The sequence below is a fragment of the Nocardioides anomalus genome, assembly GCF_011046535.1.
Classification (GTDB): domain Bacteria; phylum Actinomycetota; class Actinomycetes; order Propionibacteriales; family Nocardioidaceae; genus Nocardioides; species Nocardioides anomalus.
The window spans coordinates 1,555,366-1,572,153 of sequence record NZ_CP049257.1 but is presented as its reverse complement, the minus strand read 5'-3'; the positions used below and the strand labels follow the sequence as shown (position 1 = coordinate 1,572,153).

The 16,788-nt window shown below is 74.5% G+C and carries 15 protein-coding genes; 4 read left to right on the top strand and 11 right to left on the bottom strand.

Translation table 11 applies throughout. The annotated features are described in order from the left end of the window. The first annotated feature begins 4 nt into the window (after positions 1–4). Genes G5V58_RS07945 through G5V58_RS07935 form a run of 3 tightly spaced genes read left to right on the top strand, consistent with a single transcriptional unit; the run spans position 5 to position 1,987 of the window. Complete coding sequence (locus G5V58_RS07945; protein ID WP_165230802.1) at positions 5–859, top strand: MBL fold metallo-hydrolase; 855 nt, start codon at positions 5–7, stop codon at positions 857–859. Between the two features lie 35 nt (positions 860–894). Beyond that, a complete protein-coding gene (locus tag G5V58_RS07940) occupies positions 895–1,092 on the top strand; it encodes a hypothetical protein (RefSeq protein ID WP_165230799.1) in 198 nt (65 codons plus the stop codon). Positions 1,093–1,150: 58 nt separating this feature from the next. Continuing rightward, positions 1,151–1,987 (top strand): DUF3097 domain-containing protein, encoded by an 837-nt coding sequence (locus tag G5V58_RS07935; protein ID WP_165230796.1) that lies wholly within the window; start codon positions 1,151–1,153, stop codon positions 1,985–1,987. Between the two features lie 6 nt (positions 1,988–1,993). Here G5V58_RS07935 and G5V58_RS07930 read toward each other — a convergent pair whose 3' ends face one another. The 6 genes from G5V58_RS07930 to G5V58_RS07905 form a co-directional block, all read right to left on the bottom strand. Then, the gene (locus G5V58_RS07930) at positions 1,994–2,425 is read right to left on the bottom strand and encodes a TM2 domain-containing protein (RefSeq protein ID WP_165230793.1); all 432 of its coding nucleotides are present in this window, start codon (positions 2,423–2,425) and stop codon (positions 1,994–1,996) included. Between the two features lie 73 nt (positions 2,426–2,498). Then, positions 2,499–3,719 carry a radical SAM family heme chaperone HemW gene (gene hemW, locus G5V58_RS07925; protein ID WP_165230788.1) on the bottom strand — a complete coding sequence of 407 codons (1,221 nt, stop codon included), beginning with the start codon at positions 3,717–3,719 and terminating at the stop codon, positions 2,499–2,501. 10 nt (positions 3,720–3,729) lie between these two features. Continuing rightward, complete coding sequence (locus G5V58_RS07920; protein ID WP_165230785.1) at positions 3,730–4,605, bottom strand: dioxygenase family protein; 876 nt, start codon at positions 4,603–4,605, stop codon at positions 3,730–3,732. Positions 4,606–4,874: 269 nt separating this feature from the next. Continuing rightward, positions 4,875–6,704 (bottom strand): AMP-dependent synthetase/ligase, encoded by a 1,830-nt coding sequence (locus G5V58_RS07915; RefSeq protein ID WP_165230782.1) that lies wholly within the window; start codon positions 6,702–6,704, stop codon positions 4,875–4,877. Positions 6,705–6,714: 10 nt separating this feature from the next. Further along, positions 6,715–7,386 carry an MOSC domain-containing protein gene (locus G5V58_RS07910; protein ID WP_196240570.1) on the bottom strand — a complete coding sequence of 224 codons (672 nt, stop codon included), beginning with the start codon at positions 7,384–7,386 and terminating at the stop codon, positions 6,715–6,717. Positions 7,387–7,408: 22 nt separating this feature from the next. Next, the gene (locus G5V58_RS07905) at positions 7,409–8,314 is read right to left on the bottom strand and encodes an aminoglycoside phosphotransferase family protein (RefSeq protein ID WP_230487166.1); all 906 of its coding nucleotides are present in this window, start codon (positions 8,312–8,314) and stop codon (positions 7,409–7,411) included. 119 nt (positions 8,315–8,433) lie between these two features. Between G5V58_RS07905 and G5V58_RS07900 the strand changes: the two genes are divergently transcribed. Continuing rightward, the gene (locus G5V58_RS07900) at positions 8,434–9,525 is read left to right on the top strand and encodes a nucleoside-diphosphate sugar epimerase/dehydratase (RefSeq protein WP_165227610.1); all 1,092 of its coding nucleotides are present in this window, start codon (positions 8,434–8,436) and stop codon (positions 9,523–9,525) included. Here the strand turns inward: G5V58_RS07900 and G5V58_RS07895 are convergent. From G5V58_RS07895 to lepA, 5 genes are all read right to left on the bottom strand, one after another. Beyond that, positions 9,466–10,617 carry a glycosyltransferase family 4 protein gene (locus G5V58_RS07895; RefSeq protein ID WP_230487165.1) on the bottom strand — a complete coding sequence of 384 codons (1,152 nt, stop codon included), beginning with the start codon at positions 10,615–10,617 and terminating at the stop codon, positions 9,466–9,468. The genes G5V58_RS07900 and G5V58_RS07895 overlap by 60 nt on opposite strands. A gap of 1 nt (position 10,618) precedes the next feature. Beyond that, positions 10,619–11,917, bottom strand: a complete 1,299-nt coding sequence (locus tag G5V58_RS07890; protein ID WP_165230776.1) for a hypothetical protein — start codon at positions 11,915–11,917, stop codon at positions 10,619–10,621. Between the two features lie 181 nt (positions 11,918–12,098). Further along, positions 12,099–13,493 (bottom strand): O-antigen ligase family protein, encoded by a 1,395-nt coding sequence (locus G5V58_RS07885; RefSeq protein ID WP_165230773.1) that lies wholly within the window; start codon positions 13,491–13,493, stop codon positions 12,099–12,101. Positions 13,494–13,495: 2 nt separating this feature from the next. After that, positions 13,496–14,707 carry a hypothetical protein gene (locus G5V58_RS07880; protein ID WP_165230771.1) on the bottom strand — a complete coding sequence of 404 codons (1,212 nt, stop codon included), beginning with the start codon at positions 14,705–14,707 and terminating at the stop codon, positions 13,496–13,498. 215 nt (positions 14,708–14,922) lie between these two features. Continuing rightward, positions 14,923–16,788 (bottom strand): translation elongation factor 4, encoded by a 1,866-nt coding sequence (gene lepA, locus G5V58_RS07875; protein WP_165230769.1) that lies wholly within the window; start codon positions 16,786–16,788, stop codon positions 14,923–14,925.

Below are 16,788 nucleotides of genomic sequence, written 5' to 3'. Positions count from 1 at the left end.
CAGGGTGCCGTTCACCGAGGTCGCCCACGACGTCTGGGTCTCTCGCCAGGAGTGGTTCGACCTCAACGTGAGCGTGGTCCGCGGGTCGGCCGGGCTGCTGGTGGTCGACACCCACGCCTCGGCGCTCGCCGCGCGCGCCGTCGTGGAGGAGGTCCGCGCGCTCGGAGCCGGCGAGGTCGTGGCGGTGGTCAACACCCACGAGCACTTCGACCACACCTTCGGCAACGGCACCTTCCGCGCGGCGTACGGCGACGTCCCGCTGCACGCCCACGAGGTGGCGGCCGAGCGGACGGTGACGGCCGGCGAGCGGATCAAGGCGGAGTACGACGAGCCGGAGAACCGCGACGACCCTCACCGCGCGGAGGTCCAGGAGACCGAGATCGTGCCGGCCGACACGACGTTCTCCTCCGCGGTCGCGCTCGACCTGGGCGACCGGTACGTAGAGCTGGTCCACCCCGGTCGCGGCCACACCGCCGGCGACCTCGTCGTGCGCGTGCCCGACGCGGACGTGGTGCTGGCCGGGGACCTGGTCGAGGAGTCGGCGGCGCCGGGCTTCGGCGCCGACTGCTACCCGATGGACTGGCCGCTGACCCTCGACGTGGTGCTCGGGCTGCTCACCCCCGCCTCGGTCGTCGTGCCGGGGCACGGCGCCGTCGTGGACCGCGAGTTCGTCGAGATCCAGCGCAACGACATCGGCATCCTGGCCGAGACCATCCGCGACCTGGCCACGCGCGGCGTACCCGTGGACGAGGCGCTCGCCGGCGCCGAGTGGCCCTTCCCCGCCGACGGCCTCGCGCGGGCGGTCGCCCGCGGCTACGAGCAGCTGCCCCGCAGCCAGAAGCGCCTGCCGCTCGTCTGACGACGCGACCGGCGCGGGGCGGGTACTGACCCCCCATGAGCGAACAGCGCGACGAGCAGGACGCGACCGGCATCTCCGACGAGCAGCTGCCCGAGGACCTCCAGCCCGGCGAGGACAACCCGCTGGCCGAGCCGCTCGACGACAACGAGACCGCGGGCGACCTCGAGCCCGGCGAGCTGCTGGAGGAGGGCAAGACGCCCAACCAGTGGGACGAGGAGCACAGCGAGGACTGACGCGGGGGCGCGTGTTGGTCCCGACCGCTGTCGGTGGACCGACCTACGGTCGATGGTCATGACCGACCGCTACGGGACCGACGTGCTCGCCGGCGACTGGCGCGTGCCCAAGCGGGGCCGCGCCGTCGAGGCGGCGGCCGAGCTGGGCAGCGTGGTCGAGGAGGTCACCACCGACTTCTGCGGCGAGGTCGTGGCGGTGGACCGGGACCTCGACGTGCTCACCCTGGAGGACCGGCGCGGCCGGCGGCGGACCTTCCCGCTCGGGCCCGGCTTCCTGCTGGACGGCAAGCCGGTCATCCTGCGGGCGCCGGTGCGGCAGGCCGCCCCGGCCAAGCCGACCCGCACGGCGTCCGGCTCGGTCGCCGTCCCGGACGCGCGGGCCCGGGTGGCCCGGGCCAGCCGGATCTACGTCGAGGGCCGCCACGACGCCGAGCTGGTGGAGAAGGTCTGGGGCGACGACCTGCGCATCGAGGGCGTCGTCGTGGAGTACCTCGGCGGCGTCGACGACCTGGCCGAGCACCTGCGCGCCTTCGGCCCCGGGCCGGGCCGCAAGGTCGGGGTCCTGGTCGACCACCTGGTGCCGGGCTCCAAGGAGAGCCGGATCGCGGCCTCGGTGTCCGGGCCGCACGTGCTGGTCGTCGGCCACCCCTTCGTCGACGTCTGGCAGGCGGTCAAGCCCGACCGGATCGGGCTGACGGCCTGGCCCGAGATCCCCCGCTCGGTGGAGTGGAAGAAGGGCGTCTGCGCCCACCTCGGCTGGCCGCACGCCGACCAGGCCGACACCGCCCGGGCCTGGAAGCACATCCTGGGCCGGGTCTCGTCCTACGACGACCTCGAGCCGGCCCTGCTCGGCCGGGTCGAGGAGCTGATCGACTTCGTGACCGCCGAGGACTGAGCCGCTTCAGCTCCTCAGGATGTAGCCGCGGGAGTCCTTGGCGTCGTCCTTCACCAGGATGATGATCCCGTCGATGATGCTCCACAGCCCGCAGGTGAAGAAGGCCACGAGCAGCTGGGCCACGCCGATGCCGGTGAAGCCCATGTAGAACCGGCCCACCCCGAACGGGATGAGGATCTGCAGCAGCCCGGCGACGAGCTTGGACTTGTCGGAGTAGGGGATGCCGGTGCCCGGGTGCAGGCCGTACGGCGCCTGCGAGCTCACGCCGTACGCCCCGGCCGGGAGCCCGGGCGGCTGGTAGCCCTGGTAGCCCGGGTAGCCGCCGGTCGGCGGGGGCGGGGGCGGGGGCGGGGGCGGGGGCGGCGGCGGGGGCACGGCGCCGGAGAAGCCGTAGGGCTGCGTCTCGTCCGGCTGCGGGTCGGTGGGACCGGTGGTCATGGGGCCAGCCTAGGAGCCGCGAGGCCCGGACCGGTCGCTCCTCAGGGAGAAGTCAGGGGCCGGTCCGGGCGGCTCAGAGCAGGTCGCGGACCACGCCGTCGGCGAGCAGCCGGCCGGCGTCGGTGAGCACCAGCCGGTCGCCCTCGACGCGGACCAGGCCGCGCTCGACCTGCTCCGGCACGCCGGCCCGACCGTCGTCGTCGAGCACGTCGAGGGGCAGCCCGCCGCGCAGCCGCAGCTCGAGGAGCACCCGCTCGACCCGCCGGGTCTCGGCGTCGAGCACCTCGCGCGCGTGGGCCGGGCTCACCCCGGCGGCGATCCGGTCGGCGTACGCCGCGGGGTGGCGCACGTTCCACCAGCGCACGCCGCCGACGTGGCTGTGCGCGCCGGGGCCGACGCCCCACCAGTCGGCGCCGGTCCAGTACAGGACGTTGTGCCGGCACTCCGCGCCCGGCCGGGACCAGTTGGAGACCTCGTACCACCCCAGCCCGGCGGCACCCAGCCGCGCGTCGGCGACGGCGTACTTGTCGGCCAGGTCGTCCTCGTCGGGCATCGGCAGCTCGCCGCGCCGCACCCGCCGGGCCAGGGCGGTGCCGTCCTCGACGATGAGGGAGTACGCCGAGACGTGGTCGGGCCCGCAGGCCAGCGCCGCGTCCAGCGAGGTCTCCCAGTCGGCGAGCGACTCCCCCGGCGTGCCGTAGATGAGGTCCAGGCTGACCTGGTCGAAGCCGGCGTCGCGGGCCCACGTGACCACGTCCGGGACCCGCTCGGGGTCGTGGGTGCGGTCGAGCACCCGCAGCACGTGCGGGACCGCGGACTGCACGCCGAAGGAGATGCGGGTGAAGCCCGCGTCGCGCAGCGCGACCAGGTCGGCCTTGGTCACGCTGTCCGGGTTGGCCTCGGTGGTCACCTCCGCGTCCGGCGCCAGCCCGAGCTCGTCGCCGACGGTCCGGAGCAGCTTCGTCAGGTCGGCCGGGTCCAAGAGCGTGGGCGTGCCGCCGCCGAAGAACACCGTGCGCACCGGTGCGGCCTCCTCCCCCAGCACCCGCCGGGCCAGCCGCACCTCCTGGACCGCCGCGTCGGCGTACGTCGTCCGCGAGGCGCCGGGCACGCCGCTGGCGGTCCCGAGGTCGGCCACGGTGTAGGTGTTGAAGTCGCAGTAGCCGCAGCGCACCGTGCAGAACGGCACGTGCACGTAGACCCCGAACGGCCGCTCGCGCGCGCCGGTCAGCGCCGCCTGGGGCAGCGACCCGTCCGGCGGCGCCGGGTCACCTTCGGGCAGGGCGGACGGCACCCCTCCAGTATCAGACCGGCACCTTGAGGGAGAGCGTGTAGCCCTCCTCGACCGAGCCCGTCACCGACGCCAGCTGCAGCGAGTAGCCGTCGCTGAACACGTTGTCGGAGTCCAGGCTCACCCGGTCCAGGTTGTCGACGCTGGCGTCGTAGCCGTCCGCCACGCCGTACACCTCGCGGCAGGTCGCCTCGGGCAGCGCCAGCTGGGAGGTGCGCAGCTTGTTCGTGTACGTCGTGGCCGAGTCCAGCGACTCGTAGACCTCGAAGTGCATGTGCGGCCACCGGCCGTCGTAGCACGCCGGGAAGATCGTGGTGAACCGCACCGTGCCGTCCGCCGCGGTCTCCTGCACCCCGCGCAGGTAGTTCTCGTCGGTGATGCCCTCGGAGTACATCGAGTAGCGGCCCTCGCGGTCGCAGTGCCACAGGTACAGCGCCGCGCCGGCCAGCGGGCTGACCTCGCTGCCGTTGAGGTCGTAGACGGTGAGCTCGACGGTGACCGGCACGCCCTCGGCCACCCCGGACGCCGAGCCGAACGAGCGCGTCAGGTCGCTGCGCACGATCCCGCTCTCGCTCAGCACGTTGACCCCGTTGGAGCCGTCGCCCGGGTAGGGCCCTGCCGTCTCCTCCGGTATCTCACCCTCCCCGACCTCGACCGCCGACTCGGCGTCCGCGCCCCCGCCGCCACGTGCCGGCGGCTGGCCGCCCGGCGGCTCGGACTGCGCGGTCGTGGTCGACCCGGTCAGCGTGGTGTCGTCGTCCCCCGTGCCGCAGGCGACCAGCGCCACCGCGCCCGCCCCGCCGAACAGCCCCAGCAGCCCCCGCCGCGCCAGCCGCGGCAGGTCGTGGGACAGCCCCAGGTCGTGGTCCTCGATCTCGTGCTCGCTCATGCCCCCGAGCCTGCGGGGCCAGGCTGTGCGCCTGCTGTGGACCGCCACGGCGGCGCCTAGGTGGCCCAAGTGGCCGCCCATGCGGACGAACAGGTGGCCGCCAAGGTGATGGGCAGGCTCGGCGCGCCGAACCGCGTCGGGTGCCGTCGTTCCGCGCCCCGGCGCGCGCGCCGCGGCGGAGCCCGGCGCACCGAGCGCGCCGGGGCGCGGAACGGCGGCACCCGACGCGGTTCGATGAGAGCGCGCCGAGCAGAGGTGGCGGAGCCGCCTCAGTTATAGAAGCTCTCGATGCGGTCCTTGTTGTTCTCCTGGACCACGTTGCGCTTGACCTTCATCGAGGGCGTGAGCTCACCGGACTCGATGGACAGGTCGTGGTCGAGCAGCTCCCACTTCTTGATGGTCTCCCAGCGGTTGAGCTTCTCGTTGAGCTGGTCGACGTACTGGCCCACCATGGTGTGGACGGCGTCGGAGGAGACGACCTCGGTGTAGGACGTGCCGGCCATGCCGTTCTCGGCGGCCCAGCCGGCCATCGCGTCCTCGTCGAGGGTGATGAGCGCGACGCAGAAGTTGCGCTCGTCGCCGAAGACCACGAACTGGCTGGCGTAGGGGCACAGCGCCTTGAACTTCGACTCGATGGCCGAGGGGGCGATGTACTTGCCGCCGGAGGTCTTGAAGAGGTCCTTGATCCGGCCGGTGATGGTGAGGAAGCCGTCGGCGTCGATGGCACCCTTGTCGCCGGTGCGGAGCCAGCCGTCCTCGGTGAGCGCCTTCGCGGTCTCCTCCGGCAGGTTGTGGTAGCCCTCCATCACGTGCGGGCCCTTGATCATCACCTCGTCGCCCTCACCCAGCTTGATCTCGCTGCCGGGGATGGGCGGGCCGACCGTGCCCATCTTGTAGTCGTCGGGGTGGTTGACCGTGGCGCCGGCGGCGTTCTCGGTCATGCCGTAGCCCTCGAGGATGAGGATGCCGGCGGCGTTGAACCACTCCGCGATCTCCTGGTTGAGCGCGGCGGAGCCGGAGATGAAGAAGCGGACCCGGCCGCCGAAGCGCTCGCGGACCTTGCTGAAGACCAGCTTGTCGAACAGGCCGTGCTGTACGCCGAGCAGGGGCGGCACGGACGTCCCGGCGCGCTTGCGGCGGTCGACCTCGAGGCCGACCTTGAAGGCCTGCTTGAAGATCTTCTCCTTGAGCCCGCCCTCGGCCTGCTGCATGGTGACGATCCGGCCGTGGGCCTTCTCGAAGATGCGGGGCGCCGCGCCCATGAAGGTCGGCTTCACCACGCCGAGGTTGTCCACGATCTTGTCCACGCGGCCGTCGATGGCGGTGGCGAAGCCGCAGGCCAGCTGGGAGGACAGCAGCACCTTGCCGAAGGAGTGCGCCATCGGCAGCCACAGGAACTGCAGGTCGTCCTCGTGCAGGATGTCCTGCGCCTTGATGGCGGCGCCCTCGTAGACCCACGCCTTGTGCTGCAGGCGCACGCCCTTGGGCCGCCCGGTCGTGCCGGAGGTGTAGATGAGGGTGGCCAGGTCGTCCGGGCCGATGCCCGAGACCACGTCGGTGACGGCGTCGGGCTGCTCGACCAGGTGCTTCTCGCCCAGGTCGGCCAGCGCGTCGAGCGAGATGACCCAGTCGCCGTCGGCCGAGTCGAACACCGGGTCGAAGGTGACGACCTTGCTCACGGTCGGCAGCTCCGCACGCCTCTCGACGAGCTTCTTGATCTGCTCGTCGTCCTCGGCGAACACGACCTGGCACTCGGAGTCGCTGAGGATGTACGCCGTGTCCTCGGCGTTGGTCGAGGGGTAGACCGTGGTCGTGGCGCCGCCGGCGCACATGACCGCGAGGTCGGCCAGGATCCACTCGTAGCGCGTGGAGGAGGCGATGCCGACCCGCTGCTCCTTCTGCACGCCGAGCGCGAGCAGCCCGGCGGCCAGCTTGGTCACGCGGTCCCCGGCCTGGGCCCAGGTCACCGACTCCCAGCCCTCACCCTTCGGGAAGCGGTAGGCCTCGCCGGGGCCGGACTCGGCGACGCGGTCGAGGAAGAGCTGGGCGAAGCTCGGGGTGAGATGGTCGACGAAGCTGGTGTCCACCTGACGCGACATGCGACGTAACCTAGTTCACAACCCCTACCGATCGGTAGGAAGCCGCGACGTGGTCCTCGGCCCGCCGGCGCAGCTTGACGGCCAGGCCGTCCACCTCGAGCAGGCGCGGCAACAGCTCGGGCTCGCCCATCGCCGCGCGGAACGCCGTCCGCATGGTCACCCCGTGCCCGGGACGGTGCACGACCTCGACCGGGTCGCCCTCCTGGAGGGTGCCCTCCTGGAGCACGCGCAGGTACGCCCCGGGGTGGCCGTGCTCGGCGAAGCGACGCACCCAGCCCCGGCTGTCGTGACCACCACGACCCATCCAGGTCTTGAAGTCGTGGCACGGCGTGCGCACCGAGGCGACCTCGAGCAGCGTGGTGCCGATGCGCCACCGCTCCCCCAGCTCGGCGTCGTCGACGACCACGCCCTCGGTGGTGAGGTTCTCGCCGAACTCACCGTCGCGCAGGTCCGTGCCGAGCTGCGCGGCCCACCAGTCCAGCTCCTCGCGGGCGAAGGCGTAGACCGCCTGGTCCGCGCCGCCGTGGTGGCGGGTGTCGGAGACCTGGTCGCCGCCCAGTCCGAGCCGGCGCACCTCCACCGGACCCGCGACGGCGACCTTGTCGATGGACGTGCGGCCGATGCCGGCCCACGCCGCCTCGCGCGGCGTGCCGACGTTGACCGAGCGGACCAGTCCCTGCACGCGACCATCATGCGCCCGCTCCTCAGTCCTGCACCGCCTTGGCGATCGCGACACACATGGTCAGGTAGTCGCGGTCGGGCCCGTCCGGGTGGTCCTGCAGCTCCCAGAGCGCGTTGTGGAGCATCCTGACCACCACCCAGTCGCGGGCCCGGTCCTCGTCCAGGTACGCCGCGTCGACCAGCGTGTGGAACCGGCGGCGCACGGCCCCGCGCACGTCACCCGAGGCCACGACCTCGTCCCACCGGTTCCACAGCATCGGCGCCGGCTCGTAGTGCGGGTCCCCGCTCACCGGCTTGGGGTCGATGACCAGCCACGGCTCGCGGTCGGCGGCCAGCACGTTGGCGTAGTGCAGGTCGGCGTGGATCATCGTCCCGCTCGCGCGCTCGTCAGCGGCCAGGTCGCGGCCCAGGGAGACCGCCTGCTCGACCATCCGGTGCGGCACCGGCGCGTCGCGGGGCAGGGCGGCGAGCTCGTCGGTCCAGCGCGCGACGTACGCCGGGAGCGGGCGCAGCTGCGGGGGCGCGGGGACGTGCAGGCGCGCGTAGCGCTCGCCGACGACCTCGCAGGCCTCGACGTCGGACAGCGACGAGAGGTCCACGGGGTGCAGCCGCTCCAGCAGCAGCGCCCGGCGCCGCGGGTCGGCGCGCAGCAGGCGGACCACGCCGTCCCCGCCCCAGCGCTGGAGGGCCAGGGCCTCGTGCTCGCCCTCGTCGTCGGGGAAGCTCAGCTTGAGCACCGCCTCGCCGCCGTCGTGGCGCACCGGCAGGGCGAGCGAGCACCAGCCGGACACCGGCTCGCCGTCCGGGGTCAGCCCCCACTCCTCGCTGACCTCACGGACCAGCCGCGGCAGCCGGTCCACGAAGGCGGCCCACTCCGGTCCGCGCGTGGCGAAGGCCAGGACCTCGGCGGGCAACGGGACGACGGGCACCACCCGATGGTGGCGGACGTGGACAAGGACGGTGGACCGCGCTTGGATGGGCGGTACGGCGGGCCCGTGGGGGGACCGCCGAGCGAACAGGTCCGTGGGGGGCGTCTGTGGCGACTGGGGTGCGCGCACGCGTGCCGGGGCGAGCGCGCCTCGCGACGGCGCTGGCCGCTGCCCAGGTCCCGGGCGTCCTGCTGGCCGGCGCCCTCGCCGGCGAGTCCCTGGTCCCCGCATTGGCCGCCACGGCGGTCGCGCTGGCCGTGGCGTGGGCGGCCGACCTGCACCGCCCGCGGCTGGTGCTCGCCGTCACCGCCGACCTGCCCGGCCTGCTCCTGGCCGCGGGGGCGGCGACGCTGACCCTGCTCGCGCTGGGCGGTGCCACGTGGTCCTCCGCGCCGCTCGCCCTGGCCGGTCTGGTCCTCGGCCACACCCTCGTCCTCGGCGGTGCCCTCCTGCTGCGCCGGACCGGCCGGCTCGGGCGGCGGGTCCTGGTCGTCGGCACGGGTCGCGAGGCCCGCCGGCTGGGCGCGACGCTGCTGGGGGCGCCGGGGCTCGGGCTCCGGCCGGTCGGGTTCGTGGCGGCCACCGACCCACTCGACCCGACCCGAGCCCGCGGACTCCCGGGCCCGCTGCTCGGGACCCTGACCACGCTGCCCCGCGCGATGGCCGAGGCCCGCGCCGACGCCGTCGTCCTGGCCCACGACGGGCCACTCGACGCCGCCGCCCTGGAGGGGCTGCTCGCGTCCGGTGCCGAGCTGTACGCCGGCCCCGAGGCGGCCCGCACCGCGCCCGGACACGTCCGCCCGCCGGCCGAGCTGGTCGACGGTCTCCCCCTCGTCCGCCTGGAGCGCCGCGCGGCGCCGGCGCCCGTGCGGGTGGTCCGACGGGTCGCCGAGGCGCTCGTCGCCCTCGTGGCCCTGGCCGTGCTGCTGCCGCTCACGGTGGTGCTCGGCGTCCTGGCCAAGCTCGAGACCGGGGGCGTCCTGGTGGCCACCGACGGCGGGATCCGCTTCCGCACCCGGCGGCCGCGGTCCGTGGGTCGCCCCGGTCCGGTCGGTCGGGTGCTGCGCCGCAGCCACGCCGACGCGCTGCCCGAGGCGGTGGCCGGCTGGGCGCGCCGGCTGCGCAAAGCCGGCGGCGCGGCTCCGGTGCCCTCAGCGCCCCCGGCGCTGACCCACCAGGCGCAGGTAGACGCGGGCCAGCTCGCGAGCTGACGTCGTCACGTCGTGGTGGGTCTCGACGTGCGAGCGCCCGAGCCAGCCCTCGTCCTCGGCCAGCTCGGGGTCGCGCAGCCGCTGCACCAGCGCGGCCACCAGCCCCCGCGCGTCGTCGCCGTCGACCACGGCGCCGGCACCCTCCGGCAGGCTGTCCACGACGCCACCGACACCGGTCGCCACGACGGTGCGGGCGCAGGCCATCGCCTCGAGCGGGACCAGGGCCATGCCCTCCCACCGGGACGGGACCGTCACGACGTCGGCGGCGGCCATCCACTGGGCCACGTCGGTGCGGGCGCCGGCGAACAGGACCCCGTCCAGCGGCTCGGCCAGCCGCTCCAGGGCGCGGCGGTCCGGCCCGTCCCCGACCAGGACCAGCTGCGCCTCAGGCACCTGCGCGCGGACCTCGCCCCACCCGGCCAGCAGGTCCTGCTGACCCTTCTGCACCGTCAGCGCCCCGACGCAGAGCACCGTGGGCACGTCCTCCAGGCCGAGCAGCTTGCGCGCGTGGACCCGGTCGCGCGGCCCCGCCGGCCGGAACGCGGCCAGGTCGATGCCGTTGGGGATCACCGAGCTCGACGCGTGGACGCCGAGGCTCTCGCCCAGCTGCCGCTCGGTGGCGCTGACGCAGACCAGCTCGGTGGTCCAGCGCGCGGCGTACTGCTCCCAGCGCAGGGCCAGGCTCTGCACCCCGGTGCGCGGGGCCAGGAAGGACCAGGCGTGCGGCTGGAAGACCGTCGGCACCCGGTCCCGCACGACCAGGCGGCCCAGCAGCCCGGCGCGACCGCTGTGCAGGTGCACGACGTCGGGGCGGGTCGCGGCCACGATCCGGCGCAGGCGCGCCGCCGCGCCGAGGGTGGTGCTCGAGTCGGTCTCGGAGCGCCACCAGCGCACCGTCGCGCCCGCCTCGCGGGCGGCGTAGCCGAGGTCGCCGTGGGAGGGGCAGGCCACGGTGACGTTCCAGCCGCGCTCGACCTGGTCGCGCACGTAGCTCGTCGCGACCGAGGCCACGCCGCCGGTGGTCGGGACCGACACGTGCAGCACGTGCAGGCGGCGGTGCGTGGGCACCGCCGAGGTGGGCCGGGCGGCCACCTCAGGCGGCCTTCCGCCCGGGCTCCCGGCCGACGAGGACGACGCCGAGCAGGTGCGCACCCGCCGCGCGGATCCGGTCGGCGTGCGCCCGCAGCGCGCCGGCCGAGACCGACTGCTCGACCAGCGCGAGCACGAGGGCGCTGTCCGCGGCCATGGCCCGCGAGTCGTCGCAGACCTCCAGCGGCGGCCCGATGACGACGACGTGGTCCGCCCCGGCCGCGGCGGCCTCCATCACGGGCGCGAACCGCTGGGCGATCAACTCGGCCACGTCCGCGTCGCCGTAGGTCCCCGCCGGCAGGACCTGCAGCAGGTCCACGGGGCCGGGGCTGAGGGCGGTGTCCAGGTCGGCGCCGAGGAGGACGTCGTAGAGCCCGGGGGTGTCCGGGGCGTCCTCGACCGGCGTCCCGAACCGGTCGCCCATCCGCCCGTCCACCAGCAGCACCCGGCGCCCGGTGCCGGCCAGGGCCAGCGCCACGTTGGCCCCGATCCAGACGTTGACGTCGCCGTCGGCGATGCCGGCGATGACCACACGCGGCGACCCCTCCTCTGCCCTGGCCTCCAGGGCCAGTCGCAGGTGCCGGAACAGGTCCGCCTCGGCCGTCCCGGGATGGAGGGCGGGCATCGCGGTGAGGTCGTCGGGCGGGTCGAGGTGGGCCAGCAGCGGCGCGGTGGCCGCGTCCTCGACGCCGGCCGCGTCGTCCACGGTGTGGGTACGCCGGTCGCGCGCGACGGCGGCCGCGGTGGCCAGCCCCAGCGCGAGCAGCAGGCCGACGCTGATCACCAGCCGCAGGTCGGGCCGGCTGGAGCTGTCGGGGACCGCGGCCGGGTCGCCCAGGGTCAGGTCGAGGGAGCGGTCCAGCGCCGGTCCCACCAGCGCCGGCGCGGTGCGGTCGTCGGTCAGCACCTCTGCGACGCCGTTGGCGACCTGGGCCGCGGCGTCCGGGTCCCGGTCCTCCACGGTGACGTCGACCAGGACGGTGCCGCGCACCCAGTGGCCGGTGATGGCCCGGCGCAGCTCGGCCACGCTGCGGTCCACCCCCGTCCGGGCCCGGACCTGGTCGACCACGCCCTGCGAGTCCGCGAGCTCGGCCAGGGAGGCGCGCAGCGCATCGGGGTCGTCCTCGGACCCGGCGCCGTCAGCCGCGCCGGGCTGCCCCGCCGCGCTGATCGTGGCGGTGGCGGCGTACGACTTCGGGGCCAGTGCGACCCCGAGCGCGGTCGCCCCGCCCGTCAGCACGAGGACGAGCAGGACCAGGGTCCGCTGGCGCCACAGCGCCACCCCCACGTCGCGCACGTCCACAGGTCGTCCTCACGCTCTGCTGCGACCGCAGGCGTCAGCCCCCCTGAGCGCCTGTCCTCCCCGTGTCCACCGAGCCTGCCGTGACACGTGCCCCAGCCCGGCGGCGCCCCCCGCGCTGCGCATCGGGCGCACCGCCACCAGGGCAAGTTTCTCCGGTGGACGGGCACCTTGAACGTCGAATTCACGATCCGGGCGCCACCTGTCCAGACGTCCTCCGGTCCGCGCTGGCCGGCAGCAGGGCGCTGCGCAGCGGTGGCGGGCGGCCCAGCGCCCACGCCAGCGCGGCCAGCAGCCACAGCGGGAGGGCCAGCTGCTGGGTCTCCAGCAGCGACACCGCGACCAGGGCGCCGAGAGCGACCAGGACGTCGCCGGTCAGCCGCCCGCGGGTCCTCCGCCAGCGCCGCACCGCACCGAGAACCGGCAGCAGCCACCCGGCGTACAAGGCCAGGGTGCCGAGCACGCCGATCTCGGCCGCGGACTCCAGGACCGTGCTGTACGCCGTGTCCACGTCGGGCGGCGCGTCCTCGCGCCCGGCGTACGACGCCGGCCCGTGGCCGAGGACCGGGCCCTCCCGGGCCAGCGCCCAGGCGACCTGGCGCTGGTCGTTGCGCTGGGCGATCCCGGGGTCGGAGTAGCGCTGCGGGTCGCTCAGCACGTCCCCCACCGGGACCGGCAGCAGGGCGACCGCCACCGCGACCAGCGTCACCACCACGGCCAGCAGCGCGCCGGCCCGCCGCCACGGGAGCAGCCCGGTCGCCACCCCGAGCACGGTCATCACCACCAGGCCCACGAGGGCCGGGCGCGACTGGGTGCCGATCCCGGCCAGGAGCAGGACCGTGGCGCAGCCCCACACCCACCACACCGGGTCCTCGCGCCGGCCGCGGACCGTGCCGACCAGGGGCAGCGCCGCGAGCAGGAAGAAGGCGGTGCCGTCCGCGGTGTCCACCGGCCCCACGGGCGCGACGACCCGGTGCCGGTCGGCGAGCACCGCGGTGACCAGGCCGCAGACCGCGGCGGCCGTGCAGGCCAGCACGTAGGTCCGCGCCACCGTCCGCGGCGCCAGCGGGCCGGAGCTGCCGGTGGCCAGGCTGTCGGCCAGGACCAGGCCGACGACGGCCAGCCCGCCCCAGCGCAGCACGACGGCCAGCCCCTGCGCGCCGAGCGGGTGGACGGCGTACGACGCCACGAGGGTGGCGACCAGCACGGCCGCGGGCAGGACCAGGGCGCCGAGCCGGTGCGGTGGCCGCCGGCCCCGGGCTCGGCGCACCAGCCAGGAGAGGACCAGCACCAGCCCGAGCCAGGGCACCACCCCCGGGGAGAGGCGGTCGAGGTAGCCCTCGAAGACCGAGCCCACCACGAGCGCCGGCACCGCCCACTCCAGGCGGAGCAGCAGCACCAGCGACGCCGCGACCGTCACCGCGACGACCAGCGTGACCACCGGCGCCAGGCCCGCTCCGAGGCCCAGCGTCACGGCGAGCAGCAGCGGCAGGACGAGCAGCGTCCGCGCGCGCGGACGGGTCTCCGGCACCTCCCGGTCGGGCAGCGCGAGCACCGCGGCCGGCGTTGGGGCGGGCACGCTCAGGACGAGCGGAACAGCCACCCGAGCGGCTTGCCGGACGTCTCGGCGTCCTCGCCGTCCGCCGCGGCCGTCGACCGGTCAGCCGCGCCTTCCGGCGACCCGCCGGCCGACCCACCGGCTGACCCACCGGCTGACCCGCCGGCCGAGCCGTCGGCCCGGCCGGCCGGGTCGTCGGCGCGGTCGTCCGCGGGCCGGTCACCGGCGCGCCGGGTCTTGGACCGGGCGGTGGCGCGCATCGCGTCGCGGGCGTAGCGCGCCCCGACGTCGGTGTCGTCCAGGGGCGGCAGCGGCGGGTCGCCGTGGTCGACGTGCGCCGAGAGCAGGAAGGCCTCGGTCGCGGTCCGGGGCGGCTCCGCGCCGGTCTCGGCCGGATCCGCGTCGGCCGCGTCGTACACCGGCTCGGCCGCCGGCACCGCGCTGTCGGGTGCCATGCCGTCGACCCAGCTGCTGGCCGGGCCGTCCTCGTCCTCGGTGCCGGCGTCCTCGCCGGGCAGCGTCGAGCGGATCAGGTGGTCGATCGGCTCGGGGCGCGGCGGCCGTGGCGGCTCGACGGGCTCGGGGGGCACGCTCATGCGGCCCCCGCCGCCTGCCGAGGCGCCGGCGTCGGCGTGCCGCGGCGGCTCGGTGAACGCCGTGGTCCCGGCCTCGCCGAGGGACTCCGTGGTGTGCACCCGCAGCGAGTCCAGCGCACCCAGCATCTCGCCGATGTTGGCCACCGCGGCCTCCATCGAGACACCGAGGATGCGCACCGACGCCTCGATGTCGCCGATCATCCCCTGCTGGCGCTCCTGGACGCGGGCCAGCTCGCGCCGGCTCTGCTCGGTCACCTCGCGGGTGACCTGCTCGGTCAGCTCGGCGCGGACCCGGCGGCGGTACTCCTCGACCTGGGCCTCGGCCCGGGCCCGGACCGCGTCGGCGGCCGCGCGGGCCTGCCGGGTGATCTCCTCGGCCTCCGAGCGCGCCCTGGCCACGACCCCCTCGGCGCGGGCCCGCGCGTCGGTGGTGACCCGGTCGGCCTCGCTCCGGCTCTCGCGCACCAGCTGCTCGGAGACCTGCTGGGCCTCCTCGATGATCGCGTCCGCGTCCGCGACCGCGGCCTCACGGGTCGCGCTGGCCTCGGCCAGCAGCGACTCGATGTCGCGGCGTGCGCTCAGGCTCGCGCGCAGCTCGGTTGCGCGCGCGCTGCCGCTCGCGGCGTCGTTCGGCTCCATGCCGTCATCCCCCACACTTCGCGGCCACTCCCCACAAGCGGCCGTCCCCGAGACACCCCCACCGATGCCTGGACCGACGCGGGTCGAGGGCATCTCGCGGCACAGGGTATCCCGGCGACCCACCAGGTCCGCGATCCCCAGAACAGGGGGTGTTGCGGCGCGTCGCGGCCCGCACGGACGCCGCTGCGGGGCCCTTGGGGCGGCTGGGACGAGGGTTACTTCTGGGACTTGTCGCCGGTGGAGAGCGCGGCGACGAACGCCTCCTGGGGGACCTCGACGCGGCCGACCATCTTCATCCGCTTCTTGCCCTCCTTCTGCTTCTCGAGCAGCTTGCGCTTGCGGGTGATGTCTCCGCCGTAGCACTTGGCCAGCACGTCCTTGCGGATCGCGCGGATGTTCTCGCGGGCGATGACCCGGGCGCCGATGGCGGCCTGGATCGGCACCTCGAACTGCTGGCGCGGGATGAGCTCCTTGAGCTTGCCGGCCATCATCACGCCGTAGGAGTACGCCGCGTCCTTGTGCACGATGGCCGAGAACGCGTCGACCGGCTCGCCCTGGAGCAGGATGTCGACCTTGACCAGCGCCGCGGACTGCTCACCGGAGCGCTCGTAGTCCAGCGAGGCGTAGCCCTTGGTCCGCGACTTCAGCTGGTCGAAGAAGTCGAAGACGATCTCGCCCATCGGCAGCGTGTAGCGCATCTCCACGCGGTCCTCGGAGAGGTAGTCCATCCCCAGCAGCGTGCCGCGCTTGGTCTGGCACAGCTCCATGATGGTGCCGATGTAGTCGCTCGGGCTGAGGATCGTGGCGCGCACGACCGGCTCGCGGACCTCGGCGATCTTGCCCTCGGGGAACTCGCTGGGGTTGGTCACCTCGAGCTCGGTGCCGTCCTCGAGCGAGACCTCGTAGACGACGTTCGGGGCGGTCGAGATCAGGTCGAGGTCGAACTCCCGCTCCAGCCGCTCGCGGGTGATCTCCATGTGCAGCAGGCCGAGGAAGCCGACCCGGAAGCCGAAGCCCAGCGCGCCCGACGTCTCCGGCTCGTAGGTCAGCGCGGCGTCGTTCAGCTGCAGCTTCTCCAGGGCCTCGCGCAGGTCGCCGTACTGGTCGCCGTCGATGGGGTAGAGCCCGGCGTAGACCATCGGGTTGGGGTGCTTGTAGCCGCCCAGCGCCTCGGTGGCGCCGTGGTGCTGGGTGGTGACGGTGTCGCCGACGCGCGACTGGCGGACGTCCTTGACCCCGGTGATGAGGTAGCCCACCTCGCCGACGCCGAGGTCGGTGGCCTTGACCGGCTCGGGGCTGATCACGCCCACCTCGAGCATCTCGTGGACCACGCCGTTGCTCATCATCTTGATCCGGTCGCGGTGCGTGAGCTTGCCGTCGACGACCCGGACGTAGGTCACCACACCGCGGTAGGTGTCGTAGACCGAGTCGAAGATCAGTGCTCGGGCCGGCTTGTCGGCGTCGCCGACCGGCGGCGGGGTCTCGGCCACGATGTGGTCGAGCAGCTCGGCCACCCCGACACCGGTCTTGGCGCTGACCCGGAGCACGTCCTCGGGCCGGCAGCCGACCAGCCCGGCGAGCTCCGCGGCGTACTTCTCGACGTTGGCGCTGGGCAGGTCGATCTTGTTGAGCACCGGGATGATGTGCAGGTCCGCGCCCATGGCCAGGTAGAGGTTGGCCAGCGTCTGGGCCTCGATCCCCTGCGCCGCGTCGACCAGCAGCACCGCCGCCTCGCACGCCTCGAGCGAGCGGGACACCTCGTAGGTGAAGTCCACGTGGCCGGGGGTGTCGATCATGTTGAGCACGTAGGTGCCCGGCTCGGCGCCCTGCCCGTCGCCGGGCTCGACGGTCCACGGCATCCGGACGGCCTGGCTCTTGATGGTGATGCCGCGCTCGCGCTCGATGTCCATGCGGTCGAGGTACTGCGCCCGCGCGCTGCGCTCGTCCACCACGCCCGTCAGCTGCAGCATCCGGTCGGCCAGCGTCGACTTGCCGTGGTCGATGTGGGCGATGATGCAGAAGTTGCGGATGGTCGCCGGCGGGGTCTGGCCGGGCGCCGGGGCGTTCACGGTGCGGGTCAT